This is a genomic window from Vibrio sp. KUL78 (genome assembly GCF_059725505.1).
Genome location: NZ_AP045838.1, coordinates 257,964 through 283,412, shown reverse-complemented (window position 1 = coordinate 283,412; position 25,449 = coordinate 257,964). Strand labels below are relative to the sequence as shown.

Genomic DNA, 25,449 nt, shown 5'->3' with positions numbered 1-25,449 from the left:
CTTATGTCGATGACTACGCGCGGTAGTCTCTAATCGCTTGCTCATATATGGACTCAAGCTTTTCCGTTTGTTTTTCTAGATCGTGAACTTCCAGCACGTAACGCCTAGCTTCATCACTGAAGCTTTCCCACAGGCATTGATCAGATACAAGATTCGAAATGGCATTTGCTAGCTGCGTCGTAGACTCACTATCAACGACGAAACCAGACCTTCCTGGATTAATTGCTTCACGCATACCCCCAGAGCTAAACACAACCGCGGGGGTGCCAACCGCTTGTGCCTCTACAATCGTTAGAGCCAATGCTTCTTCTTGTCCATTTTTCAGACGGACACTAGGCTGAACATACACCTTAGCTTTTCTCATCCATTCAACAACCTGTTCGGGTGTTTGCCGACCCGTAAACGTTATATTGACGGAGAGTTGTGACGCGATTCTTTCTAATGAAGCACGTTCATCACCATCCCCGATCAGTACTAGACGATAGTCATTCTGTACCTTCTGCACCTCCGCCATCGCACGAATCAAATATTCTTGCCCTTTGTACTTAGACATTCTCCCAACGCAGACAACTAAGTTTTCACGCACTACATCTGGGGCGGGAGAGAATTTTTCCGTATCGATTCCTATGTAGTGACGAATGATTTTTTCTTTTGGAAAACCCGCATTGAGCATTCTCTGTTTAACACGTTCGGAAACGGCTATAAATTTGGTCACTTTTTCATTCAGACGATGTCGGTTTCGATAGTAGTTGACATGTAGTCGGCCATGCTCAATGACTGTAGGTGACTCAATTAAGTCGAATCCATGAAAGGTAACAACAAGTGGTATATTCAACTTCTTGGACAATGGCGCTGCAGTCATACCATTGGGTCCGAAATGAGCGTGGCAAAGCTTTGGCTGTATCTCTTTGATCTGCTTCGTAGCACGCGGTAGAGTTATTCCCAGTTTAAGCGCCTTGTCAACTAATGAACCCAACCGGCCACTATTGAGCACGAAAGAACGATCTTTTGGCGTTTGCAGGCCGTTAGGGACAAAGTCACTTCCCATGTAGTTTGCCTTATACCGCCTCAAAGACTCTCCTTGGGCTAAGATAAATGTCTCTGAGTAAGCAAGGAGGTGATTCGAAAAAAACAACAATATTGCTGATAGTTTCTTGTTTCATGAGTGACCTATCGATTGATAAATAGACCCCAATGAGTCTTAACGTTTGGCATGAGAATGAGCACTAAAGAGAAGTAAACAATGGCACCGCCAGTGATCTGATAAATAAGAAGAACCCAAGGAGTGGTTTGGCTCATTACGTACCCTAGCATGTGCACCACGACAGCCATACCGACACTTGCTACACAAGGCACTACTACGGGTGATAACTGACTAAAGCCATTAAGTTTGAGGACCTTATTAATACCTATTACGCTGAAAGGCACAGAAATAACACTTCTGGTGATTAGTCCAAATACTGCAGCATATACTCCAAAATCGTCTGCGAGAATCAATGTACAAACTAAGGCTGCTAGCGTACTCACTATGTCCGATGTGAGCGATACATTAGGACGCGCGAGTGCAGTAAATAGGCTTGGTGCATACACACGTAGCAGACTTACTAGTCCGATTAGAGACATCACCTGAACGGGTACAATCGCCTCTAACCATTTATCACTAAATATCAACGGTATTAAAGTAGGTGCTGTGGCAGCTAACCCCACAAATAGTGGAACAACAAGCAACGCGGTATAGCGTGTCATACCGATAAACAACTCTTGAAGCTCTTCCTTGTCATCTTTCTTGCGAGAAAAAGCCGGCAAAGCATAACTCATCAAACCGCTGCTGATTGCACTTCTTGGCATTTCGACAGTTCGCCATGCAAAGCCGAATAATCCTACAGCAGCAGGACCTGCTACGGTTCCTAATATCAGAGGTAAACCTCTTGTAGTGCCATCCCAACTTAATCTACGTAAGCACAGTAACCAGCCAATAGCCGAAAGCTCCTTGAACTCAGTAATCCCAACGTCAAATCCAATTCTTTGGGGCCTGCGAACAGCCAAGTAGAAGAAGCTGATTACCTCTATCAACACGGCTTGAATTACAACGGAAAGAGGGCCAAAACCTTTGAAAGCCATAGTGATACCACAGGCTGCTCCAATCAGACGTGCGATGACGGATCGTTTTGCAAGCAGTTTGAAATCCCCTTCCATTCTTGCGTTAGCGACGTAAATAGATGACATACCCACAAACACAATAATAAGAAGGGAAAATGCAATTAATTCTGTTAACACCCTGTTGCTTTGGGTTGAGAGTAGCCAGATAGCCACTAACGAACAGGAGAGCAGACTGAAGATTAATCCACCCCAAAAGGCAGTATCATAGTGTTTCGTCGAGGGGGCACTTTGTTGAATTAATGCATCTTCGAATAGATTAGCGAAGATCATCGCTATACCTTGCCCAACAGCTAACGCGAAGATGGCATAGCCAAATTGTTCTGGAGTCAACAATTTTGCGTAGACGAAAAAAGTGGCAATAGACACTAGTGTCATCCCGCCTTTCTCAATTGCAATCCAAAGTAACTTAGTGATCCGGTTATTGGTTAACTGCACGTTGATACTCATCTAGCGATTCAAGTCCAAGCCACTCTCTAGAAAAACGACTGAGCTTCCCATAAGAATTGTCACGCATAACGACATCTCGGCCTAGTAGAAGAGCAAGAATTAGCCCGTGGAGCCTATCGGTGTCTACAACATTGACGCTCTGAAAACGTTCCACCGCAATGTTTACTACGTGGTCGCTATATTTCTTCCAAAACCATGACAGGCCAAGGGGACAGTTCAATTTATTCTCAGCACGTGCAAGCCTTCGCGCAAAGTCATACCCAAATTGGTGACGCGTCGTACACAAGTCTTCCCAATCAAATGCATCGACTGTTTGGTCTTCGATGGATTGAGTTTCACAGTCCCGTCGTCTCATTCGAAGAGGTTTATCCTTATCTGGTAGTGTTTTGTTCCACCTTTGAGCCATAGTAAAAGCCATATCAGGTAGTTTCTTGAGACGCCCGTCTGGCATCGAATCTTTCATCTCTTCAAAAGAATGCTGGTCTCTGACATAGAGATGTAGGTCCGGGTGGGATTTGAACACTTCTATGTCTTCCTGACGAGCAATCGAGTTGTCGTAATGAATCGATTGTGGAAGAATGATGACCTTGTTGTTAGGGAACGCACTTACGACTTCCTTTCGTAACTCTTGGTGGTGAGGATAAATATCACCGAAGTTCCCACCACCGTTAAGTACTAGTACGGTCTGACTATCTAACTTTTTTTTAAACAAGCGCTGTTTATTTCGTCCTGAAATTCGGTCGTTCACTCGAGCCCCTACTTTCTGGAAGAGATACTCTGCTCCTTGTGTTATTAGATAATCTCCAACATTCCAATAGATTGGGTAATCAATAAAAACGATTGATTTACCTGACAGTAACGGCGTCAACTCGGCAAAAAAGACGATCACTCAGTTTATTTAGGGTTGACTGATTAGCTTGTACGATGGGCGCAGTATTCATTTATCACCCCCATTCTCTTTTGCAAGCGGCAACGACCCATTATTACGAACGCGCATTTTGACCCGTTCAACAATACTCATCCCTTGCGTAGGAGAGCAATCATCTAGGTATTGCTGTGCTTGCTCATTTACTGTTAGTGCTGGGTCTTTTTTCCAACTCTTAATCGCTTTCGGGAACAGACCAAAACCTTTACACAACCCTGTCAGTGTCGGTCCATACAGCCCTGATTTAAAACCTTTATGAACCATCAACCAGGTATGAAAAACAGCAGTAGGGAAAAAGGTTTTGTGTTTCATGTGAAGATAAGTACGATTTCTTATGTCGAACACCCATCGACCCGCAGTCCACGCCACTCGATGCTCTTGTGATACCTTATGCCCAATAACAACCTCTGGTGTATAAAGAATCTTGAAATTTGCATTGATCAATCGTTTTGATAGGTCAACCTCTTCGTGCAAGAAAAAGAGCGTAGCATCGTATCCACCGATACTATCAAATGCCACTCTCCTTATTAGATGGCCCGCTCCGACGAATCGATCGGTATAAAACGACTGGGTTGACCATTCATCAAGTGATTGGTGATAAGACCAACTCGTTACATCATCATCATTCGAACCATGCCTCAATATCCGAAAAGCTAGTGCACCTAGATCTTCACGCTCAGCCATCAACTCACACGCTTTGGCCACTTGAAACTCATCTACAAACTCAGCATCATTATCGAGCGAAACGATAAACTCAGAGGATCCTAGAGCACTCGCTTGATTCCTTCCGCCAGGGACACCCTTATTATCTTGATTGCAAACTAATGTGATCTGGTGATGTTCATTGCAGTAGGTGCGTAAAGCTTCAATCGTTTCTGGTTTTGAGCCTTGATCCACAACGATAACACTTAGTTTGACGCCTTTTTGTTCAAGTGAGCTTTCTATTGCTGCGATAGTTTCTTCTAGCCGATCCCACGACAGAATAATAATGTCAGCACTGTATTGTTTATTCATAACCCCGTCCTGATGGTAATGAGTCTATGCGTAAGTCCCGGAGAACTGATATGCATCTTGGGTTTTGCTTTCATCCTGGTTGAGAACAGCACCCAGCATTTCGATATTGTGTTCTTTTAATCGACCTACGGCGAATTTGAACTGATTGATCTGAGTGCTATTAGCCTTAACAACCATAAGCGTGCCATCTGTCGCTGCGCCAATTAGTACTGGATCGATAACGCTATTAATAGACGGAGTATCTATGATGACTCGATCGAACTTTTCACCCACTGCATTCACTAAATCTCTAAACGACCTAGAACTTAACAACTCTTGAGGGTTACCTTTGTGGTTTCCGGCTGGTAGCAAATATAAACCTAGAGATTCGTCTTTGTGAATGCATGAGACAAGATCAGCAGTGCCATTCAGATAATCAGTTAACCCGAGGCTTTCTTCTTCAAGGTCAAAGCGGCGAGCTAGTGATGGGCGTCGGAAGTCTGCGTCAATTAGCAATACTTTCTCTAAACTTGCCATAGAGGTTGCAAGGCTCAACGCGACAGTGCTTTTGCCCTCGCTAGGCAGCGCGGAAGTCACGCTTATGCATTTTTTATGTTCATTTATTAAGCTGATACTCAACGAGGTCCTGATGTTTCGGATGGACTCACCAAACACGCCAACGCTTTGATCACTGTATAGGCGGCTGTTAATTGGTGATTTGCTAATTTTCTTTTCAGAGATCTTGGGGATGCTACCAAATACGCTCACCTGCCCACGATTTTTTAGATCACTTCTACGTTCAAAGGTGTTTTTAAGCGCGCTGGTAGCAAACGCGATGATCATCGCAAATGAAAATGCACTCGCGGCAGAGCCTGCGACGATTAGTGGTTTGTTGGGTTTCGCAGGAGAAAACGGTACCTCGGCACGCTCTGTTATTTGAGCGATAACGTTTCTAAAGTCACTTGTGGCGTCATATTCTTTTTGCCTGGTTAAGAACAAGTCATAAAGCTGACGATTGGTATCAACTTCTCGCTGAAGTGTTTCATATTGAGCACGTTTAAGTGCAAAAGACTGAAACTCCGCTTTTTTCTCTGCCAACTCATGCTTTAAGCTACGTTCTTGCTGTTTGGCGGTAACAAGCTCTTTCTCCTTGCCAGCAACCATCCTCTGTAGTGTTCGCTTCGAACGATCTTGAATGGTTTTTAACTGCGCTTGTGCTTGAATCATCTTGTCATGTTTAGGGCCATAACGCTTTGATAACTCTGAGACCTTTTTTTCCGCTTCAATTTCACTCAAACGAATATCACGCATTTGTGGGTGGTTGGTGACCTGTGGAATGGTGTAGAGGTAGCTCGCGTCCGCGTTTTTGTTCTGTTTAAGTACCGTTATAAGCGACTCTGCTGCAAGCCTTCGATCTCGTGCGTTAGCCAACTGTTCTATCAGTTTGGTCAGTTCAGCCGACGCGAGAGAATCGATACCAGACACATCGACAAGCCCCTCTTTGTCCATGAAATTAACCAGTTTCAATTCTGATTGTCTTAAGTTAGCTTCTAATTCGGATAAGCGACCTGAGATCCAATCAGAAGCTTGAGCATTAATAATAGCTTGTGACTCATAGTGATTTTCTATGTAGACCTCTCCTACAGCATTTGCGACCATAGCAGCGACATCTGGGTCCTCCGCTAAAAATGTAATCTGTACAAGTTGAGTATTCTTAATAGGAGAAACATGCAGGTTAGACTTGAACTGTTTTAAAAACTCTAGCTTTTGAAAGTCAGCTAATTGGTCATCTTTAATAGCTCTAGGTTTAACTAAAATCGTATTCAGCAACGGTAAACTATAAAGCGTATCAGAAACCTGAGCTTTAAGATTTGCTAGCATGGCGCTTGGTTGACTTGAACGCAAAGCCTCATCAGAGTAACTCAATAGGGTCTGCGTACTGCTATCCGGGCCAATAGCTAATCGTTCTATTACCTTTTTAGCGATTACATTTGATTTAATTATCTCATGTTGAGTCTGAAAGTATTCTTGTTTGCTTGTATCAACACCCACCAGCCGTTCAATTGAAACTACGTTATTATTCTCACCTTCAATAAGTAGAGTTGCCGTAGATTTATATACTGGTGTCATAGAAAGAACAAAAATAACAGACACTATTGTCACAACAAGGGTAAACAATAAAGCTCGATTAAGGTTGCTCTTTATCACCTGAGTATACTTACTCAAGTCGATAAATTCATCTTGTCGTTTCACTTCTTGAGATTTTATTAACATAACGTGATTACCCCTTAAAAGAAACTTTGCTCGATGACAATAATGTCACCCGGTTGAACATTGGAACTTAGGGATACGCTACGACTGCTTAATTGAGCCGTGTTTGATGAGACATTTATCTTATCTTTTGCTGCTCTATCCGTAAAACCACCAGCTAACGCAATCGCTTTATCAACGGTTAGTCCTGGTTGAAACTCATAGCCTCCCGGTTGCTTGACTTCGCCGTTTATATAGACCTTTCGATATTCAACAACGTTAACCATCACCTTGGGGTCAATCAAATAATCACCTCTAAGAGACTTAGTAATCTGCATCTGCAACTGGGAAGTTGTTTTTCCCTTGGCCATGATCGGCCCAATATATGGGTAATCAAGTTGACCACTAGAATTAATTAACACCTCTTTAGATAGATCTTCTTCCGCGTAAACGACAATACTTATCGTATCGCCTGCTCCAATCTTATAGCTATCACTCTCCCCTGCTCCCCACGAATAAAAACTACTGAGAGTTAATAGAAACATCACACTTCGCATATACAAGCTGTCCATATCTTACCTGCTAGAATTCCAATTTCCCATTAATTAAATATAAATTTTGATTATACTGATAGTTGTTCCATGATGATGATTTATCGTTGTGTGTGTATAGAACTCCAATCTCGATATTTCGATTGAATTTATAAGCCAGTTTCACTGAAGTATTAAGTAAGTTTTCGTCTCTTAGTACGCCATTAACATCAAAGGCACCAGTATATTTATCAATTGTATAGCCTACATTTAGCTGGCTATATAAGTGAGCAATCCAGTAATGCTGCCAACCTACTGTAAATATTGTTTGCTTTAGATAATCACCATCTTGATCCGGATCTTTCGCGATTTGTGATGAGTTTAATGAAATTGTTGAATGTCTTACAGGTGTCCATTTAATTCCTGTCGCCCAACTAAACCCGGTAAAGTCTTCTCTTTGGCTATCTAAAAAATTCTTATCTTGGACACCTAACTTTAAATATCCCTCAGTCTTTTGGGCAATATCCCAATCCAAACCCGCATAGACCAGATGATTGAAACTATCTTGTGAAGGAGAGCCTTCTCTTTGAAAGGGGTAAGTTTTACGCTCGTGCTCGTAGGAAAGAATCGCGTTTACTCCATGTCTCCAAGCGCTTGAAAAACTCACGCCAGCAGCCCACAAGTCATAGTCCTTTAGGCGGGTACTTAATCCAATGCTTGAGTCTCGTTCATCGGTATAATTTGCATATTTCTTCTTATTCCACTCCAAAGAAAAAGCAAGTTGACCTTTCGCACCCGGAGCGCCATAACGATAACCTAGGCCCGCTTCGAAATAGTGGAACTTAATAGGGCTATCTATTAGCGTAGCGTTACCCGAAGATGTACCTTGCCCCCTTGCCTCGTGTTGATAACTATAGGCTCCGTTGAGCTCAATAGCATTTCTTAACGACAGCCGCAGCTCGTTTTCAGCTGTTACATAGTGATCAACGAAGTCGTCATTCTGACTATTAAAGTACTGCCCTAAAAATGCTTTGTATTCCAAATAGTGTTTTCGCGACTTTTTCTCTATTGCAGCTCCCATCTGGGGCACTAAGTAAACAAACTCTGTTTTCTTTTTCTCTTGTTCATCACTTTGATAAAGAAGGTTGTCGTTATAACCCGTATACAACTCCAAGCTAGGTAAGTACGTTACCCCATTCACGAAATGGCCTTCTTGTGATTCATTCGCCAATACAGTCAAAGAATGTAAAAGCAACAGTCCAGCAGCTGTTCTTAGAGCATTTGTAGTAAACGTCATTTTAGTTCTCACAACTCTAAGGAATGTAGCATGTCGTCCAATCAATGGCTTGACGTCTATTTTTCACTTCAATCTTTTTGTAAATATTGTAAAGATGAACTTTGATTGTGTTTTCACTAACGTTAAGTCGTTGAGCCAGAACGAAATTTGGCTCGCCAGACTTAAGTTGTTCAAGTATTTCCATTTCTCTTCTAGTTAAAGAGTTAGCGGCAACCTTTTGCAGTTTTACATCCGAACCATTGTTCTGAAAATACTCAATTAGTTCCATCATTACATGACGCGGTAACCAGTTAATCCTTTGTAGCACTTTCATTAGCCCACGACTTACTTGGTCTAAACTATCTTGTACACCGAAACAGCCATAAAGATTCTTCCAACAAATCAAGTCTTCTATTTCTACTGAGTCAACATTGATCAAAACAGTAATCGAATCTTCTGAAGCCACAGAAAGTGTATTCGCAATGTCTGTCATCTTACGTTTTGAGCTATAGTCGACAATGAAAAGAGCGTCCTTAGTTTCTAATAGCTCTTCGCTAAGTGAACTGCTTTCGATAAATGTCACTGTCGAATTAATCGCTTTCTCGATGTATTCCAGAAATACATCCATTTGAATACCGCCATCAGCAATTAAATAGATAGTATTGATCTGGTTTTCAACACGAGGAACAGTGTTGCTATCTAATATCTCAATTGGTCGTGCTTTTACTTCATCCATCCTGTCATATCCTTATGAATCAGAGCCGTAGATATCACGGGTGTAGACTTTTTCGTGTACATCAGACAGTTCATCAACCATACGATTGGTAATGATTACATCGGACATTTGCTTAAAATCGTCTAAATCTCTTATTAGCTCAGAGTTAAAAAATGTTTGGTCAGTCAAATTGGGCTCATAGATAACAACGGTTATACCTTTGGCTTTAATCCGTTTCATGATTCCTTGAATTGACGATGACCGGAAATTGTCGGAGTTTGACTTCATAATCAAGCGATAAACTCCAACCGTCCGTGGAGTTTGTTTTAGAATTGATTCGGCAATGAAGTCTTTACGAGTCCTATTCGCCTCTACTATCGCAGAGATTATATTGTTTGGGACATTTTGATAGTTAGCGAGAAGTTGTTTGGTGTCCTTTGGCAAACAATAACCACCATAACCAAACGATGGGTTGTTATAGTGGCTTCCAATACGAGGATCTAGACACACACCGTCGATGATTTGACGGCTATTGAGGTTGTGCGTCTCAGCAAAGGAGTCGAGCTCATTGAAATAAGAAACGCGCATTGCAAGATATGTATTTGAAAACAGCTTTATCGCTTCTGCTTCGGTGGAGTCAGTAAAGATCACATCTACGTTATCCTTCAGCGCACCTTCAACGAGCAGTTTCGCGAAATGATTAGCAGCTTCAGAATGATCACCAATTATGATTCGAGAAGGAAACAGGTTATCTTGTAGTGCTGTTCCCTCACGCAGAAACTCAGGCGAGAAGAGTATGTTCTGGGAGCTCAGTTTTTCTCGTATTCGTTCGGTATAACCAACCGGTATCGTAGATTTGATAACGACTGTTGCAGCAGCGTTATACTCAACCGCTAACGTCACCATGTTATCGACTGATTGCGTATCAAAGTAGTTTGTTACAGGGTCATAATTTGTCGGAGTCGCAATAAGGACATAGTCTGCATCTTTTAGTTCTTCAGTGTCTTGCGTAGCTCGCAAATTTAACGCTTTTTCGTCTAAATACTGTTGAATGTGACTATCTTCGATAGCAGAAATTCCGCGGTTAAGCATTTCTACTCTGCGGCGATCTATATCTAAAGCCACAACCTCATTGTTTTGCGCCAACAGCACGGCGTTTGACATACCTACGTAGCCAAGCCCAACAATTACTATCTTCATAAGTTTACGTCCTAGTAACCAAAACCCTAGTTCAATGGGTAACTTCTCAATATGCAGCTTTGTTAACAAAGCCTTTAAACACGGTTAGAAAGATAATCTTGAGATCCAGCCAAACTGACCAAGATTTAATGTACGCGAGGTCATATTCGATACGTTTTTCCATTTTATCTAGTGTGTCGGTCTCGCCACGATAGCCGTTAATCTGCGCCCAGCCGGTAATACCTGGCTTTACGTGGTGACGCAGCATGTACCTTTCTATCAAGGTTCTATATTTTTCATTGTGAGCAACCGCATGGGGTCTTGGGCCTACTACGGACATCTGACCTGTCAAGACATTGAAAAACTGGGGAAGTTCATCGAGCGAGGTACGGCGTAAAACCGCACCTAACTTTGTTACCCTCGGATCATTTTTTGTTGCTTGTTTTACAACTTCACCGTTGTCTTGCGTTGTCATGGAGCGAAATTTCCAAACGCTAATTGGTCGTCCATCAAGGCCATAACGTTTTTGCTTAAATAGTACAGGCCCTGGGGACGTAACTTTCACTCCAACCGCTACTGCAAGCAATACCGGACTAATAAGAAGTAGGATTATCGTCGCAAGAACGATATCTTCTGCTCGCTTCACAAACTGACTAAATCCATAAAACGGCGAGTCATGGACACTAAGTGTCGGCAGCGTTCCTAAGTAGCCCCACCTTGCCTGCATAAGGTCGTAAACATGGAAATTTGGCACAATAAACACTCTCGCAGTGCTGTCAGCAAAGCTATTCACTATCTGCTTCGTTCGTTGAGTCGCTTCCAGTGGTAGAGCAATGTAAACATTTTTGATTGAAGAGCTTTTTGCCAGCTTGCATGCTTCTTCAATGGTCCCTTTGTACTCCGTGGGAAGTTCATCATCTGACAACTCGAGACGCTCAAGAGTCCTGTCGTCATAAAGCCCTACAAGATCTAAGTCGAGATGCTTGTGCTTAATAATCTCTTCAGCTAGTTTCAGTCCCGTCGGCGTCGCACCGATGATCACCGTCTTTTGTTTGTAGCCGCTATCACTAATTGTGAAGCTTGAGAGCTTTTTAAACGACCAGCGCGCAACAACGAGTACAACGGGCACCGTTGAAAACCACCAACTTATAACTACTCTGCTATAGAACTCCGTCGACTTCAGCGCAAACGCTGCAGAAAGAAGTAACGAGATACAGATAAACCAAGATACGAAAATGAGGACCATTTTCTCGTTTAGTGGAGTCCGATGAATGGCGCGATAGACTCCTAATATCTCGGTAGTCACTGTAAACAGAACGACAGCCGAAACCGCAGCATATAAATATTCTATCGTTACGTTGCCAAGATAGAAGTAACTGGCGACAAATAAAATACTCAGTATCACGGTAATATCTAAAATTCTATAGACTGATGTTGAGTCATCATCGTGGTTCTTAATTCGATCAATGTATAACATACCTGTACCTTTAAACTGGTCCTAAGTACGCTACCGCCCTTAGGTTTCAGTTCCCAATGTACTATCCCTGTAAATATTATGGACTTTCAAAATAACAACTAAAAACATGGGAAACACAATTAAAGCCAATAGCTAAATTAGTAATGCCTTTCCTTAACCCTTTACCACATCCATCTAGCTTTTGTTAATACTGGTCAATCCAGATAAATAATAGGGCTTTTAATTAAGCGTATTAATAATAAAAATTTTGAAAGAAAACTACAATCAGTCTTTTTATTCTGTCTCATTATTAAGACAGAATATGAAATCGTTTCATTTGCACGCGTATTTTTGAGATATGAATCTCAAAACTTCGTGTTTTCGATAGAAATTAAAACAAATTTAAAACTTCTGTAGTTTTTTTACTATAGTCAAACCACTCAATAAAACTGTATTTATCTTTTATTAACAAATAGTTAGATGAAACAAAGCAAAAGCCAAGCAAAGAACAGTATCTAGTTTAGTTACATAATCATTAGAACCATCCGCATAAAGTATTAGAATGACTAATACTTATTAATTTAAATTTTAATAATCGAGTCATTAGATCTTATTAGGCATGTTTTTTGTGTGGATAATATGGAAATAAAAAAGCATACAAATGAATCATTCTTTTCAACCAATATAGAACTGAAATTTTAATTTTCATCGAGTTACAAAGGTAAGTTTATTAAGAGCAGTTAACGTAAACCCACTAATTTAGTGAAGGCTAATGGTTAATTGTGGTTCATAGTAATACTCATAAAGTAAGCTGATTTAACACTGTATGGTTAAATTAGCACTTTTAGATACGCACTAATTATGTGCGCATTAACTACGGTTATTATTAGTCGCCAATCTACAACTATAAAACAGCACACAGGGATAACTCAATGTGAGATGTCCAAGTCGGCCGTTATGTCTATTGACGTACAACTAGTAACCAAACCGTCCTCATTGCATTTCGGTACACTTCATAAAGTGTTAGAATTGACGCAATAAATGCTGACATATCTCGACGCTAAACACGATAATCCGTTCGATATTGCTCGAAGATGCACATGCCACTAACTGTCAGCTGAGCCATAAAAGCACAAAGGTATAGATTGTATGGTTAACAACTCAATCCAATGGTTTCCAGGTCACATGCACAAAGCGCGTAAAGAGATCGAAGAAGTCATCCCACAAGTTGACGTCATCATTGAAGTTCTCGACGCACGTATCCCTTTTAGCAGTGAAAACCCAATGATTTCCGAGCTTCGTGGTGATAAACCCGTAGTGAAGGTATTAAACAAACGAGACTTGGCGGATCCTGAAAAAACTGAATTATGGATTGAACACCTAGAGAAAGAGCAAGGTGTAAAAGCGATGGCGATCACGACCTCAAACCCGCAAGAGGTAAACAAGATCCTCGATCTGTGTCGTAAACTCGCGCCGCACCGTGAAGAGATTGGTAAAAATATTCGCACCATGATTATGGGCATTCCAAACGTAGGCAAGTCCACGATCATCAACACACTTGCAGGTCGTACAATTGCAGTTACCGGCAACCAGCCAGCAGTAACTCGTCGTCAGCAACGTATTAATCTACAAAATGGCATTGTACTTTCTGATACGCCAGGAATCCTGTGGCCTAAAGTGGAAAACCCACACAGCGGCTTCCGTCTAGCGGCGACAGGCGCAGTAAAAGATACCGCTATTGAGTATGATGAAGTGGCGTTTTATACAGTGGAGTATCTAGCGGCTGTCTATCCTGAGCGTTTAAAAGAGCGCTACCAAATCGACGAAGAACTGCCTGAGTCTGATCTGGAGATCATGGAGTTGATTGGTCGCAAGCGAGGTGCTCTGCAATCGGGTGGACGCGTTAATCTACATAAAACCTCTGAAATCCTATTACATGAACTTCGCAATGGAACACTAGGTCAACTGACATTAGAACTGCCTGAAATGATCACTAAAGAGCTAGTAGAAGTGGAAATTGAAGCGGCGCGCAAAGCAGAAGAGAAAGCGAAGAAAAAAGAAGAGCGTCGTAAGCGCTATTTGAAGAACAAACGCTAACATCTAACTGTTCAGGCCAGTACGAAAGACTGAGTGTTCGTACTGGCCAACTTCCGGGAAACTTGAACGTGGCAATCTCCCATCACACTTGTTTTTTTGACATGTTGTCGCTAGTTAAACTCTCTTGCCTTCGGTATTATCAACGGGGTGCTCATTCTCAATGAATTGACTATCTGCTTTGATGTCAGCTAGCACTTCTTTTGTACCGTCTACCTCAATTGGCTTTGCCCCTTTTTTTGTTCCTGAGTATGGTTTTATGACCAACTTCACTCAGTCCCTTTCCCTTCTTTCTGAGATTCCAGCGCGTAAGTTCATGTAGAGACTTCACTCAAAAAGTACCTAGATCAATATGATAAACACTAAAACACCTGACGCGCCTATACGATTCGCGACCAAAAATTAGAAAAGCATTGAACTCAATTTCATTAAACTTTGCAATTTAGCATCTATAGAGAGTTCTCATAGAACTTAAGCACTAAGGCGCCAGCTAACAGCTTTGGGGAACATTAGATAAGCACATTACTTTAACTAGGGTTCAAACAATCCCAACATTCAAACTGACTAAGTTTCTGTTAAGATAGTCATTCTTTTCACCTACACATTGTCAATTGTGAGCATTCTTGGTCAACTTCGCCTTCAATGGGCCAACAAAACATTTAACTACAGTGTTCTAATACTGTTTGCATTACTTGGGGTAGTCATTCCCGCTTGGTATTTGGACCAGCAAACCTGGGTAACACCTTTAATCTTAGGTGTCATAGCAGCGGCTCTTGCAGAAAGTGATGAAAGTTTCACAGGGCGCATTAAAGCGTTGGTTATCACCTTAATTTGCTTTGCTATCGCTTCGTTCTCAATAGAACTACTCTTCGATACACCTTTGCTATTTGCGATCGGACTGTTCCTTTCGACATTAGTATTCGTGCTTCTAGGCGCAATCGGCCCTCGATACACCAGCATTGCTTTTGGCTCTTTGCTCGTCGCGATCTACACCATGCTTGGCGCACATGAGAGTACCAACCTTTGGATGCAACCCGCGCTTTTACTCGGTGGTGCATCTTGGTATTACTTAGTATCAATCATGTGGAACAGTGTTTGGCCTTTGCAACCGGTACAACAAAGTCTCTCTAATGTGTTTAACGAGTTGAGTCTCTACTTGGACGCTAAACGAAATCTCTTTCATCCGACTCGAGACCTAATTCCCCAGCCACACCGACTAAAAGAAGCGAGTTTGAACGCGTGCACTGTGTTTGCGTTGAATGAATGCAAAACGACTTTACTGAATCGCTCTAAGCGCGGGCATGTTGACGGACCTAGTGACCGCTTCTTACAGGTCTATTTTATCGCACAAGATATTCACGAACGCGTGAGTTCAAGCCACTATCGCTATCAAGAATTAGCGACACAATTTTCTCACTCTGATGTGCTATTTCGATTTAAACACTTATTGGAGATGCAGTCGAAAGCGTGTAAGGAAATCGCCTTAGCTTTAAAGCTTGGTAATGAATATTCCCATAGCAATGATTCTTTGGTTGCGCTTGTAGAGCTTCAAGATTCTATTGAATATCTACAAGAGCAAAACGTTGAGGAATGGAAACCTCTGTTACTTCAAATTCAGTATCTATTTAATAATCTAGCTACGGTGGAAAAGCTTCTGAGTAACGTCAACAATCCTGACATCATTTCTCATGATGACAGTGTATTAGATGACACCAATGCTCATACCCCACTTGCGATGTGGCGCCGTGTTAAGTCAGCCTTTTCTCTTGATTCTATGTTACTAAGGCACGCCATTCGCTTGGCTTGCGCGCTTACGCTCGGCTATGGAATTATCCAGTTTTTCGACTTGGAAAGAGGCTATTGGATACTCCTCACTACCCTTTTTGTCTGCCAACCCAACTACAGTGCAACACGCAAGAAACTTACAGCTCGTATTGCGGGTACAATAGTCGGGCTGTTGGTTGGCGTACCGCTATTGACCCTTTTTCCATCGACAGAGAGCCAGCTGGTGCTATTAGTGATCTCGGGCGTGATGTTCTTTGCTTTTAGGATCAATAACTATGGATACGCTACAGGCTTTATTACCGTACTGGTCCTACTCTGTTTTGATCAGCTCGGTGAGGGTTATGCGGTGGTTCTGCCAAGATTGATGGACACGCTCATTGGCTGTGCTTTGGCTGTATGTGCGGTGTACTTTATCCTGCCCGACTGGGAGTCTAAACGTATCTCCAAGATCATGACCAACGCCTTGAAAACCAATCGTCTCTATCTAATGCAGATTATTGGTCAATATCGTGTGGGTAAAAAAGATGACCTAGCCTATCGAATTGCAAGGCGCGACGCTCACAACGCGGATGCTAATTTATCTAAAGCGATTTCGAATATGCTTGCAGAGCCAGATAGGTATCAATTACCTGCAGACGAGTGCTTTCGATTTTTAACGTTAAACCACGCCCTGCTTAGTTACATCTCTGCGCTAGGTGCACATCGTCAAAGACTAGAAGACGAGTCTATACACCTGCTTGTCCTAGAGGCTCATCGAAGTATCAATCAACATATTGAAGTGATTGAAGCAAATCTAGGCGACAATTTAGAAGACATCACTCATACAACGGTTGACCAGTTTGATATCCATCGACGTCTCTCCGAATGGCGCGACGAAGACGATCGTTCTGCGCGCATGGTATTGCAACAGTTACATCTAATTTATCGAATGTTGCCTGAATTTCAGACCCTATCGTCAAGTCTCAAGCAGACAAATGCACTAGAAGACAAAGCAACCGAAAGCTAGCTCTTCAGATTTTGCTGACGTGAATCTTTGCGTCAGCATGACTTTTCTTACAGAGTGATTAACGCTCTCTTACAATCCTCGGACAAAAATCACACTATTAATTTATAGAATACCCAAATAGCGATTCATCATTGATGAACGAAAGGAACTCTAACCGCTTTACATTATATTAACCATGATGCGTATTTACGGTGATTCCATGCCAACACAACAATTTGAGAAACTTCGAGAGCAACTAAAGCAACTATCTCCTCAGCAACTTAAAATGCTGCAAGGTGAGATTTCTAGTAAGCTTCAACCAAGCTCTGATAGCTTGCTTAGTGAAGAAGAGCTCTCAGCACTGTCTCAATTGTTTCGTTAATCACTCGCAGTGACCGATATTCACCTATTCCCTCCCTGTACAGTAATCGGTTCAAAATCTACACGTCTGTAATAAGATGTCACAGAACTTTAAGGCCACGCCTTGTATCTCTGTGCTATGCGGGTAGAATCCCCCTTCAAATTGATTGACTAAGATCGACATGCCTAAAGTAAACCTTCACAAGCGCGACTACCTAAACAACTTAGGGACCGAACTCGATATGTCTGAGTTCGAAAGCAAGTTAGCGCCCAAGTTTGATTCTCCAGCGAAGCGCGTCAATCGCAGCCCTTATCTGAATCAACGTAACATCGATTATCGTTGGAAGACTCTGAATAACCCTAGCGCACAAGCACAGCTTCTCGATCCATACACAGAAGCTCAAATGGAAGCTTACGAGAAAAATATCGAGTTCTTTATTGGCACTTTAAAGATGCCTATCGGAACCGCAGGACCGCTCAGAATCAACGGTCTCTTTGCACAAGGCGACTATCAAGTACCCCTTGCCACAACGGAGGCAGCCCTTGTTGCATCATATAACCGTGGAGCAAACCTTATTACTGCGGCAGGCGGTACAAGTGCAATGCTGCTTAACGAAGGGGTAACGCGAACCCCTGGTTTCGCGTTCAAATCGTTAGTAGAAGCCGGTCAGTTTGTCGCTTGGCTCGTGACTCAATTCGACCATTTTAAGCAGTTAGCAGAATCAACCACCTCACATGGAAAACTGAGTGATGTGAGTGTGAACATCGAAGGTAATCATGTTTACTTAGTCTTCGAATACCTTACTGGCGATGCTTCTGGTCAAAACATGGTGACTATCGCAACCAATGTCGTATTCAACTACATCTTAGAGCACACGCCACTCGAACCCGACTATGCATTTCTTGACGGAAACCTCTCGGGAGACAAAAAAGCAAACTCCCAAACCTTAAGAAGTGTCCGCGGTAAAAAAGTGACCGCTGAGGTCACTATTCCAGCCGAACTCGTTGAGAAGTATCTGCATACCACTCCAGAAAAAATGGCACAGTTTGGACAGATGACCACGGTCGGTGGCGCGTTAAGCGGTACCATTGGTATTAATGCTCACTATGCAAATGCTCTCGCCGCTCTGTATATTGCTTGCGGTCAAGACGCTGCGTGTGTCGCTGAGTCTGCCATTGGTATGACACGAATGGAAGTGACGGCAAAAGGTGAGCTTTATGCCAGTGTGACACTGCCAAACTTGATGGTCGGTACGGTTGGTGGAGGCACCGGGTTACCAAGTCAGAAAGCTTGCTTAGATCTGCTTGGCCTATATGGCTCAGGAAAATCTCAAGCACTTGCCGAAGTCGCTGCCGGACTCTGTCTAGCCGGGGAGCTTTCAATTGTCGGTGCGTTCTGTGCAGGGCACTTTTCAAGAGCGCATCATAAGTTGGCTAGATAATTGTTTGTCGAACAAACCAGAGGGCGCTAATGCGCCCTCTTTTTTTGTCTATCGACTTCGCCTCTAGGACAATCGATTATGCTGCGCGATAGTGAAATTGTTGGAAATGTTTTAGCGCTTCGTTCAATGACTTCTCTTTGATCGGTTTTACTATCACAAAATCAGCGCCTGCGGCAAAAAACGCCTGACGGGTTGATGTTTGATTGTCGGCCGTACAGGCATAAATAGGTAACGACTTATCGATATCTTGGCGTATCTTCTTAGTAATTTCGATTCCAGATACCGAAGGCAGTTGATTATCCATAAGCACTAGATCAAAGCTCATTTGGTCTATGTAATCGAGAGCTTCTTGCCCATCTTTCGCCCACATAACCCGCATTCCGTACTTTTCACAGAAGGCTTTTGCAATGAACGCGTTCGTGTGGTTGTCCTCTACCAATAACACCATTAACTCACGATTAAACAAATCGAAGTCAATTTCTGTCTCTTCAGCAATCGTCTGTTCTGATTCCTCTACGATGTCTATTGGCAGATTTATCTTAAACTGTGTCCCCTCACCGACTTCACTCTGTATTTGGATGTCGCCATCTAATATCGTGACTAGATTTCGAACGATTGCTAACCCCAAGCCACTGCCGCCATACTCTCTGGTTAGAGTAGATTCTGATTGAACAAACGGGTCGAATATTTGTTCGAGTTGATTACTACGGATCCCAATTCCCGTATCTTCCACTTGTATATGAAGCTCAGCCGTTTCCTCTGAACGTTGATGAGATAGCAGAAAAGAGACTTTGACCTCTCCTTTGTGAGTGAATTTAATGGCGTTGCTCACTAGATTAAATAGTATCTGATTAAGGCGGACTTGGTCGGTGAACAACACTGTTTCTTGTGGCAACTGATTGTCGATAACGAGTTCAATGCTTTTTTCGTCACAGAGCGGTCGGTAGATACCATCTAAAGCGTTAACCACCTCTTTAAAACTGAAATTATGTTTTTCTAGCTTAAAACTTCCATTTTCTATCTTTGAGAAATCAAGTATGTCGTTAAGCACAGCAAGCAGATGCTCACCGCTGTTACACAAAACGTCAATCTGCTCTTGATATCGAGTTTCCTTCGCCTCTTTCTTTAGAAGTTGAGAAATACCTAAGATGCCGTTAAGTGGCGTTCTTATCTCATGGCTCATTTTTGCCATAAATTCAGTTCGGGCAACAGCAGCGCGTTCAGCTTCCACTCTGGCTTTGGCACTTTGTTTCTCCGCTTCAACAAGCTTGGTAATATCCTGGCCTTGCGACAATACGAGCTTTTTGTCTTTGCGAGTCTGAATTGACGATAGGTTCCAGCGATAAACCATATCATCAATGGGTACGTCTATACCGGTAATGGTTACGCCATGATTGGCTTTAATTACATGTTGTTCCATCGCTTCAACAAATGTTGTAAACGATGACCCATGATCACGGTCTGGCCCTGGCTGTATTCCTAGTGCTTTTCTCGCAGCAGGGTTAATTTGGAGTATCGTTGAATCTTCAGTCCAAACGATGATTGGCGATAAAGAGAAGTTAAACAAATCTTGGAACAGCTTTTCTTGTTCCGAAAGCCGCTCAAACGTTTGGCTAAGCGTTTTTCCTATGTGGTTAAACTCATGTATTGCAGAACCACTAAATCGCTCAAATTTCTGTGTATCCCCAGCAATCTTTGTATACACCATGAGCTTAGCAAGCTCTTTGGTGACTTTGCGATTCAACCAACGCCTGGTGGCTACTGATGCTACTGCAATAACGACAACGGATAGCAAGATCGAAAATAAATAGCTATTGCGCAGCGCTAAGACGCCTGGATTTCGTTGTATAGAGTAAACGGTGATATCTGAAGGTTGGCTGCCGATGAATAAAGGGGTTTCTGTCACCAAGATTTTATTCAAATCCATCTTACCATTTTCAATCCCCTCCAATGCCGACTCAGCGGTGTAATTGTCATCAGCCGAGATAGAAGAGGCAATAATGTCAGCTCCGAACGTCAGCACAACGTCATCACTATTGCTACCCCTCAATAGGCTAGTGAGCAGACCTGCATTGTCATCTAGAATAACACCGGCAGACAGATGACCAAACACTTCTCCGGAGCTTCTATCAACAATCGGTGTACGACGAAGTAAAATATGCCGCTCTCCCAACTGAGAATCGGTAGAAACCGTCGTCCAGCTGTTTGTTTTACTGGCCGCTATATTCATCGTTGATAAGCTGTTTTCCTCAAGCCCGTAAAACAACGCATTGCCGTCGTCCCACACAATGTTTGAGTTAGTAGTGATGTATCGAAAGTCCGGTGTATGGGTTGGCTGCAAGTTATCTTCACGAAGAAAAAAATAGTCAAGAGACTCAGCATCACGAGATTGGAAGAAGTTCTCTACCGCATCACTTTTCGCATTACTGTCTTGTAAGATTTGAAGTGTTGCTAAGCGATAATTGAAGTAGTTCACTACTAGAGCGCTCGTTTGACGAGAGCTTCTTTGGACTTCTTCTCTCACTATATCGCGACTTAGGTACCAGCTTTGCACCAGCATCCCTATTGTAAACAGACCAACTACCCAAATTACGGTCCGAGTAATTAAGGTTGCTAGAGTTTTCCTGTTGTTAAAGTCAGTTAAAGGCATAACAATCTATTGAGTCGTGTTAGCGATCTGAATAACGAAACGCTCTTTTTTTGAGAGCTTCGATTTTTTCAGCCGAATCGGTACTTGTCACCAACTCAAAATTACCCGAATACACTAAAGGCACTTCCTTATCTTCTAGATCCCACTTGATCGCTTCTGCCATCGCTACTCCTGTATCATCATTCATTCTCATGACGGTTACATCAAGTTCACCATTTTGAATGGCTTCTAACTCAGCGGAGCCTCCGCCCCAGCCGTTTACCACCACATCTTTACGATCCAATTCGTTCAAGGCATCGGCTGCTCCAAGAGCTACGTCGGTAGAACATGCGTAGATAAAGTTCACGTTTGGATGTTGTTTTAATGTGCTCAATGCTGCTTCACGGCCACTGTCTCGACTCGCTTTGGTGTAGTAAGACGTCGCCAAGGAAAAACCATTAAGCTTGTCCATCTCTTGAATAAACGTCCCCCCTCGAGCGTCACTCACGTAGCCTTCTGAAAAATACAGCACTGAGTAATCTGCTTTGTCGCCATTAAAACGCTCCTTGAAGTAATCAGCGAGCAATAGACTGCCTTTCACGTGGTCAAATCCAACATACATGAACGGAGGATTCTCTGACCAACTTTTTAGAGGCGTGGTGATATTTTGCAGTATGAGCTTAGTATCCGTCGCATGCAGAACGTGTTCGATGAATTTACGGTGCCGCGAAGTGTCAAGCGTAAAGATCAAATAACCGGACTTGTTTTTAACCGCTTCCATCAATGACACGCTTTGCTGTCTAAAATCATCATTGGGTCTTGTGAAAACTTGGTTCAGCTCATACTCCACGCCCAGTTCTTCTAATCTGGTTTCAAATGCTTTTATGTTTCGAACCCAATAATCAGAGACTTGTTGACCGGGATAAACCACTGAAATAGTGATTGGTTTACTTTGTTTTACAGATAGTGGCTCAGGGCCCTTAGATACCGCCAATTGAAGCTCATCAGTCAAGGCTTTTTGCTCAGGATGAGCTTCTAAAAAATGTTGATAGTTCCAATAATCAGACAGGAAAGTATTTGCATAACTTGTTAATACAGGCGTTCCCAGCAACATAGAGATAAGAAGAGTATGAAATTTGCGCATCGGATCTATACATTTTTGTGTTTAAGAACAAGTGTATACAATAGATTTGAATTGAGCCAGCAACGATCCTTATTCCATACTATTTAATGCAAAAGATTGCTGTTGTAAGACCAGTTCTTCTTTGCGCTTCTTCGGCAACTTCTTAATCGCTATCTCTGTTTTTAAGGCGCTACTTTTATCTAGTTCTTGTTGGCTCCAAACCAGTTTTAAAGGCCCTCGCCCTCTCAACGCCTTCGCTCCTTTTCCCATTTGATGTTGATTAAAGCGGCGCTCGAGATCATTAGTAATCCCGCAATAGAGCTTGTTCTCTGCGGTGCGTATTAAATACACATACCAAGGTGGATTTAAACTTACTTGAGTCATATCGATACGATTCAGATGGACGTAGAATCGGCGGCATTATATGCCGCCAGTTCAAATTACAGCAGTGAATTGACCAGTGATTTAAGCTCATTTAGCTCTTGCTTAAGCGCTTCCACTTCATTCTCCAATGACTCGATACGAGCCTGGGTTGGTGTTGAAACCGTTTGGCTTGCTCCGGCAGCGGCTTCCTGTGTAAGTTGCTCTACATCGACTGCACCACTAAATAGATGCATGTATCGAGACTCACGCTTACCCGCTTCACGTGGCAGTTTCACTACAAGCGCTCCACTATCACGTGACGCCATTGAATCCAGGACAGCTTCGACTTCTTTAACGTCAGTAAAATTACAAAGCCTGTTGGTACGAGTGCGGATTTCGCCTGGAGTTTGTGCACCACGCAATAACATGCAGCATACAATGCCTTTTTCTTGTGCTGTCAGCTTGAGATCGCCAAACTCTGTATTGCAGAACCTATGTTGAAATTTAGAGACTCTGCTGTTGAATCCACTCTCATCACTTACTAGGCGACGATCGATAAGCGCCGTCACGGCATCTTGAACTTCAGCATCCGTTAAGCTCAGCACTGGATCGCGGTTACTTTTTTGATTACATGCTGTCGTCAGACTGTTCAGGGTCAGAGGGTACTGGTCCGGAGTAGTGACTTCTTTTTCAATAAGACAGCCGATTACTCGAGCCTCAACCAAGGATAATTCTATATTCATTGTTCTATTCCTTTGTAGTCCGATACATTGTCACACAGATTAAGCTTAGTGTTCCGAGAGAAAAGGGACTCGGATCATTTTTCCATCTTGGTCTATCATTACAACCTTACTTCGATTGAGCTCAACCTCGACAACCTCTAGTTTACTTCGTTCACTGATGTACGCTCCTTTGAGCTTGTCTTTAGGCGTTGGCTTGTCGTCGCTAGGGAAGACAATTTCACTAATCGATTCAGTTGAAGATTTTGATAACGGTGACATGGTTTACTTTGCGATATATTACATTGGTGTGTCGAAATCATAGCGCTATTTAAGAGTGCAACTCAATTGTTTCTTTTACTAAGTGGCGACAATATAAGCAATAGCCCGAGAGTATTGATCTAAGGGCTGTTATCAATGAGATTGTTGTGCTTTAATCAAGCCAGATATCAACACGAATTAGGAAAGGATTATGAGTAGCGTATTTGAAATCGTTGCGCAGGCGCGCCGCAAAAACAAATTGAAACGTGAACTACTAGACAACGAAAAGAAAGTTCGAGACAACCGTAAGCGTGTCGACCTTCTAGAGAACTTGATGGATTACATCAAGCCAGAGATGACACACGACGAGATCGTTACCATCATCAAGAACATGAAAGCAGACTACGAAGACCGCGTTGATGACCACATCATCAAGAGCGCTGAGATTTCAAAAGCTCGCCGTGACATCAGCCGTCGTATCCGTGAGCTAACTGAAGAAGACAAGCAAATGGTACAAGGTAAGAAGTAATTTCTACCTAACGAATGCTTAAAGCCTGCAAACGCAGGCTTTTTTATTTCCTGCACATCTATTGATAGTTTCAACACTTCTAGGTATCAACTCCCTATTCCTTCGTGCCAAAACGTTTGCGTAATCGCTAACCCTCTCCGTATCCCAAATTGACGGTTCCATCACAGAATAGACGCTGTTATAGTGTCCGCGAATTACAGTATTACCATTCGAGGCACGGAGCTTCCTCACTAATCTCATGAAGAGAAGAATAGGTACCAGAAACCCTGGCAATATCTGAGGAGGAAAATATGGACTTTAGTATGGTAGAAATACTTGGCTACGCGGCGTCAATTATGGTCGCAATCTCTCTGACAATGAAAGACATCATTAAACTACGCGTGTTGAACTTTGTTGGCTGTGCACTTTTTACCGCTTATGGATTAGCGATCGATTCAATGCCTGTTGTGATCACCAACGGTTTCATTGCTTGTGTTAACGTTTATTTCTTGCTTCAGATGCAAAAAAAGAGCGATGCTAGCACAGAGAGCAATGCTTAATCTGTAGCAATCTAGTTATCTTAGCCCTATTTAAGAGCCTCGATTTATGTCGGGGCTTTTTTGTGTCTCCTATCCGAAGAAGCGGCTTACCCAAGTGATTTCTCCAAACGCTATCAAATCATAGATGGTGAAAAAGACGGCCGAAATTACCGCTAGTTTAAGTAGGCGAATCAAAATGAACATATTACTTCTCTATACATAAATTCAGGGCTCTAGTGTATCTGCGTGCTTGTAAGATTAAAACTGCCTTGACCTCCAAATGCTCACTAAAACAATGATCTTGGTTCATACTGTATGGTGGACACCATCATTGCACGGGGGCAGATATGGAATATGTAGATGGATTTGTGGCGGCCGTACCCAAAGAAAACAAGGCCTTGTATCGTGAGCATGTATTAAAAATCGCCCCGGTTTTCAAACAACACGGAGCGCTGTCCGTTATTGAGTGCTGGGAAGATGACGTTTCCGAAGGTCAGCTAACCTCTTTTCCTCAAGCGGTAATGAAGAAAGAAGACGAATGTGTCGTGTTTTCTTGGATTACTTGGCCGTCAAAACACGTTCGAGATGCTGGAATGAAAGCCGTGTTTGACGACGAAATGATTCAACGTGAAATGGCCGCAATGCCATTTGACACTAAACGATTGATCTATGGTGGGTTTGAGGTTCTAGTGGATGAATGAGCTTTGCCC

23 protein-coding genes are annotated in these 25,449 nt (G+C 42.6%); 7 read left to right on the top strand and 16 right to left on the bottom strand.

What is annotated here, in order from left to right; genetic code table 11:
- Nucleotides 1–13: 13 nt before the first annotated feature.
- The 10 genes from AC6I8Y_RS17915 to AC6I8Y_RS17870 all read right to left on the bottom strand — a co-directional run bounded on the left by AC6I8Y_RS17915 (nucleotide 14) and on the right by AC6I8Y_RS17870 (nucleotide 11,952).
- Complete coding sequence (locus AC6I8Y_RS17915) at nucleotides 14–1,072, bottom strand: glycosyltransferase (RefSeq protein WP_498022487.1); 1,059 nt, start codon at nucleotides 1,070–1,072, stop codon at nucleotides 14–16.
- Nucleotides 1,073–1,170: 98 nt separating this feature from the next.
- Nucleotides 1,171–2,607 (bottom strand): oligosaccharide flippase family protein, encoded by a 1,437-nt coding sequence (locus tag AC6I8Y_RS17910; RefSeq protein ID WP_498022485.1) that lies wholly within the window; start codon nucleotides 2,605–2,607, stop codon nucleotides 1,171–1,173.
- A complete protein-coding gene (locus AC6I8Y_RS17905; RefSeq protein WP_498022483.1) occupies nucleotides 2,579–3,496 on the bottom strand; it encodes a polysaccharide pyruvyl transferase family protein in 918 nt (305 codons plus the stop codon). Before AC6I8Y_RS17905 ends, AC6I8Y_RS17910 begins: the two co-directional genes overlap by 29 nt.
- Before the next feature lie 48 nt (nucleotides 3,497–3,544).
- On the bottom strand, nucleotides 3,545–4,546 hold the full coding sequence (locus AC6I8Y_RS17900) for a glycosyltransferase family 2 protein (RefSeq protein WP_498022481.1): 1,002 nt from the start codon (nucleotides 4,544–4,546) through the stop codon (nucleotides 3,545–3,547).
- A gap of 24 nt (nucleotides 4,547–4,570) precedes the next feature.
- Nucleotides 4,571–6,799: a GumC family protein gene (locus AC6I8Y_RS17895; protein WP_498022479.1), complete on the bottom strand. Its 2,229-nt coding sequence runs from the start codon at nucleotides 6,797–6,799 to the stop codon at nucleotides 4,571–4,573.
- A 14-nt stretch (nucleotides 6,800–6,813) separates the two neighbouring features.
- Nucleotides 6,814–7,347, bottom strand: a complete 534-nt coding sequence (locus tag AC6I8Y_RS17890) for a polysaccharide biosynthesis/export family protein (RefSeq protein WP_498022477.1) — start codon at nucleotides 7,345–7,347, stop codon at nucleotides 6,814–6,816.
- Between the two features lie 10 nt (nucleotides 7,348–7,357).
- Nucleotides 7,358–8,602 carry an outer membrane beta-barrel protein gene (locus tag AC6I8Y_RS17885; RefSeq protein ID WP_498022475.1) on the bottom strand — a complete coding sequence of 415 codons (1,245 nt, stop codon included), beginning with the start codon at nucleotides 8,600–8,602 and terminating at the stop codon, nucleotides 7,358–7,360.
- 16 nt (nucleotides 8,603–8,618) lie between these two features.
- Nucleotides 8,619–9,317 carry a LuxR C-terminal-related transcriptional regulator gene (locus AC6I8Y_RS17880; protein ID WP_498022474.1) on the bottom strand — a complete coding sequence of 233 codons (699 nt, stop codon included), beginning with the start codon at nucleotides 9,315–9,317 and terminating at the stop codon, nucleotides 8,619–8,621.
- Between the two features lie 12 nt (nucleotides 9,318–9,329).
- Nucleotides 9,330–10,496, bottom strand: a complete 1,167-nt coding sequence (locus AC6I8Y_RS17875) for a nucleotide sugar dehydrogenase (RefSeq protein ID WP_498022472.1) — start codon at nucleotides 10,494–10,496, stop codon at nucleotides 9,330–9,332.
- 46 nt (nucleotides 10,497–10,542) lie between these two features.
- Nucleotides 10,543–11,952: an undecaprenyl-phosphate glucose phosphotransferase gene (locus AC6I8Y_RS17870; protein ID WP_498022470.1), complete on the bottom strand. Its 1,410-nt coding sequence runs from the start codon at nucleotides 11,950–11,952 to the stop codon at nucleotides 10,543–10,545.
- A gap of 1,128 nt (nucleotides 11,953–13,080) precedes the next feature.
- Between AC6I8Y_RS17870 and ylqF the strand changes: the two genes are divergently transcribed.
- The gene (gene ylqF, locus AC6I8Y_RS17865) at nucleotides 13,081–14,028 is read left to right on the top strand and encodes a ribosome biogenesis GTPase YlqF (RefSeq protein ID WP_498022468.1); all 948 of its coding nucleotides are present in this window, start codon (nucleotides 13,081–13,083) and stop codon (nucleotides 14,026–14,028) included.
- Between the two features lie 114 nt (nucleotides 14,029–14,142).
- Here the strand turns inward: ylqF and AC6I8Y_RS17860 are convergent, their stop codons facing one another.
- Nucleotides 14,143–14,298: a hypothetical protein gene (locus AC6I8Y_RS17860; RefSeq protein ID WP_498022467.1), complete on the bottom strand. Its 156-nt coding sequence runs from the start codon at nucleotides 14,296–14,298 to the stop codon at nucleotides 14,143–14,145.
- A gap of 340 nt (nucleotides 14,299–14,638) precedes the next feature.
- Between AC6I8Y_RS17860 and yccS the strand changes: the two genes are divergently transcribed.
- The 3 genes from yccS (at nucleotide 14,639) to AC6I8Y_RS17845 (ending at nucleotide 18,597) form a co-directional block, all read left to right on the top strand.
- Nucleotides 14,639–16,816, top strand: a complete 2,178-nt coding sequence (gene yccS / locus AC6I8Y_RS17855) for a YccS family putative transporter (RefSeq protein WP_498022465.1) — start codon at nucleotides 14,639–14,641, stop codon at nucleotides 16,814–16,816.
- A 199-nt stretch (nucleotides 16,817–17,015) separates the two neighbouring features.
- A complete protein-coding gene (locus tag AC6I8Y_RS17850) occupies nucleotides 17,016–17,177 on the top strand; it encodes a hypothetical protein (protein WP_234496816.1) in 162 nt (53 codons plus the stop codon).
- A 160-nt stretch (nucleotides 17,178–17,337) separates the two neighbouring features.
- A complete protein-coding gene (locus AC6I8Y_RS17845; RefSeq protein ID WP_498022463.1) occupies nucleotides 17,338–18,597 on the top strand; it encodes a hydroxymethylglutaryl-CoA reductase in 1,260 nt (419 codons plus the stop codon).
- A gap of 76 nt (nucleotides 18,598–18,673) precedes the next feature.
- Here the strand turns inward: AC6I8Y_RS17845 and luxQ are convergent, their stop codons facing one another.
- From luxQ to AC6I8Y_RS17820, 5 genes are all read right to left on the bottom strand, one after another.
- Nucleotides 18,674–21,247, bottom strand: coding sequence for a quorum-sensing autoinducer 2 sensor kinase/phosphatase LuxQ (luxQ, locus tag AC6I8Y_RS17840; RefSeq protein WP_498022462.1), 2,574 nt, complete (start codon nucleotides 21,245–21,247; stop codon nucleotides 18,674–18,676).
- A 19-nt stretch (nucleotides 21,248–21,266) separates the two neighbouring features.
- Nucleotides 21,267–22,370 (bottom strand): autoinducer 2-binding periplasmic protein LuxP, encoded by a 1,104-nt coding sequence (locus AC6I8Y_RS17835; protein ID WP_498022460.1) that lies wholly within the window; start codon nucleotides 22,368–22,370, stop codon nucleotides 21,267–21,269.
- Nucleotides 22,371–22,439: 69 nt separating this feature from the next.
- Nucleotides 22,440–22,733, bottom strand: a complete 294-nt coding sequence (locus tag AC6I8Y_RS17830) for a GIY-YIG nuclease family protein (protein WP_498022459.1) — start codon at nucleotides 22,731–22,733, stop codon at nucleotides 22,440–22,442.
- 56 nt (nucleotides 22,734–22,789) lie between these two features.
- Nucleotides 22,790–23,455: a YceH family protein gene (locus tag AC6I8Y_RS17825; protein WP_394151028.1), complete on the bottom strand. Its 666-nt coding sequence runs from the start codon at nucleotides 23,453–23,455 to the stop codon at nucleotides 22,790–22,792.
- Between the two features lie 45 nt (nucleotides 23,456–23,500).
- A complete protein-coding gene (locus AC6I8Y_RS17820) occupies nucleotides 23,501–23,713 on the bottom strand; it encodes a hypothetical protein (protein WP_498022457.1) in 213 nt (70 codons plus the stop codon).
- Between the two features lie 190 nt (nucleotides 23,714–23,903).
- On the opposite strand from AC6I8Y_RS17820, the gene AC6I8Y_RS17815 reads away from it, so the two are divergent.
- The 3 genes from AC6I8Y_RS17815 to AC6I8Y_RS17805 all read left to right on the top strand — a co-directional run bounded on the left by AC6I8Y_RS17815 (nucleotide 23,904) and on the right by AC6I8Y_RS17805 (nucleotide 25,440).
- Nucleotides 23,904–24,221: a DUF496 family protein gene (locus AC6I8Y_RS17815; RefSeq protein ID WP_006072802.1), complete on the top strand. Its 318-nt coding sequence runs from the start codon at nucleotides 23,904–23,906 to the stop codon at nucleotides 24,219–24,221.
- 290 nt (nucleotides 24,222–24,511) lie between these two features.
- Nucleotides 24,512–24,760 (top strand): YgjV family protein, encoded by a 249-nt coding sequence (locus AC6I8Y_RS17810; protein WP_042471521.1) that lies wholly within the window; start codon nucleotides 24,512–24,514, stop codon nucleotides 24,758–24,760.
- Between the two features lie 326 nt (nucleotides 24,761–25,086).
- Nucleotides 25,087–25,440: a DUF1428 domain-containing protein gene (locus AC6I8Y_RS17805; RefSeq protein WP_498022456.1), complete on the top strand. Its 354-nt coding sequence runs from the start codon at nucleotides 25,087–25,089 to the stop codon at nucleotides 25,438–25,440.
- Nucleotides 25,441–25,449: the final 9 nt, after the last annotated feature.